This is a genomic window from Streptomyces sp. NPDC091371, from assembly GCF_040684275.1.
In the GTDB taxonomy this organism is placed as follows: Bacteria; Actinomycetota; Actinomycetes; order Streptomycetales; family Streptomycetaceae; genus Streptomyces.
The window spans coordinates 1-1,331 of the sequence record NZ_JBFBFP010000118.1; the positions used below are offsets into that span (position 1 = coordinate 1).

The window sequence follows — 1,331 nt, forward strand, 5'->3', positions numbered from 1 at the left end:
GGTAGTGGCAGCGTCGGGCCACTGCTTGGCGTCGTCGGCGCCAGTGCGACCAGCTCAGCGCGTGGGTGTGGGTGTGGGTGCGGGGATCTCGGGGTGCATGAGCTGCCAGGAGTCGCCGCACTTCTGCCACAGTGAGCTCGATGACCACGGCATCCTCACCGGCGGATCCCCCTTTTCAGCTGCTCGCGCGCTCATCGCCGCGAGGAAGGCGTGGGCGAGCATGGCCAGGGTGATGTGCCGGTACCAGCCGACGTAGCGGCGAACCTCGTACTCGTCCAGGCCGCACTCGTTCTTCGCGGCCTGGAAACACTCCTCGATCGCCCACCGGGCGCCCGCGACGCGGACCAGTTCGTCCACGGTGACGTCCAGCGGCGCGTAGGCGAGGTAGTAGGCGATCTCGTCCGGCCGGCTCAGGCTGCGCCGTGCCAGTGCCCACCGCCGGCGGATCAACACGCCGTCTTGGTGGTCGTATTCGTCCACCGGTCGCAACTGAACCCCCGCCCAGTCGTACTCGCGTTGTCCCTTCGCGCCCGCGCCGCAGGAACGGCGTTCCCATGCCTGGTCGGGGGCCTGTTCGAAGGCCCTGTCGATGCGTGGTCCTGCCAGGGAGAACTGAGACCTGGGGACGGCCAGGACGTAGCCGACGCCGGAAGTTTCCAGCATCCGGCGAAAGCGGTTGTCTTGTCCGTAAGCGGCGTCCGCCGTGACCCAGGCGATCGGCAGCGGGGAGGCGAGCGCCCTGTGGACGATCGTTGCCGCGAGGGTGTTCTTGGTGGCGAACTCCCGCTGATCGGGGACCTTGGCGGCGCGGCAGCGGTCGCGGTCGTCGGTCCAGGACGTGGGCAGGTAGAGCTCGCGGTCCACGAGAGCGCGGCCGGCCGTGCTGGCGTAGGCGGCGAAGACGCCGATCTGGCAGTTTTCGGTGCGGCCGGCGGTGCCAGAGTACTGCCTTTGGACTCCGGCGGAGGTGGTGCCCTTCTTCAGGAAGCCGGTGTCATCGATGATCAGCACCCCGTTGGGGCGGCCGAGGTGTTCGGCGACGTAGGCCTGCAGGTCGTCTCGGATGCCGTCGGGGTTCCAGCGAGCTCGGGAAAGCAGGTGCTGCAGTGCGTCGGGGGTGGCGTGGCCGGCGTGTTCGGCAAGTTGCCAGCTGTTCTTTCGGGCCACCGGGCCGAGTAGTGCGCGCACGTAGTCCCGCATGCGGCGGCGTGGTTCGACGCGGCCAAAGTGGTGCCCGATGGTGGTGAAGAGGTGGTCCAGGTCGCGGTCCCAGGTCTCGCCCGCCTGTTCTGTGATCACGACCAGAGGCTTCCCCGCCCCGGGACGACCTT

Annotated in this window: 1 protein-coding gene; it reads right to left on the reverse strand. The window is 68.7% G+C overall.

Going from position 1 to position 1,331, the window contains the following annotated elements; all coding sequences use genetic code 11:
• Positions 1 to 54: 54 nt before the first annotated feature.
• A complete protein-coding gene (locus tag AB0O21_RS40450) occupies positions 55 to 1,260 on the reverse strand; it encodes an IS701 family transposase (RefSeq protein WP_365181028.1) in 1,206 nt (401 codons plus the stop codon).
• Positions 1,261 to 1,331 lie beyond the last annotated feature (71 nt).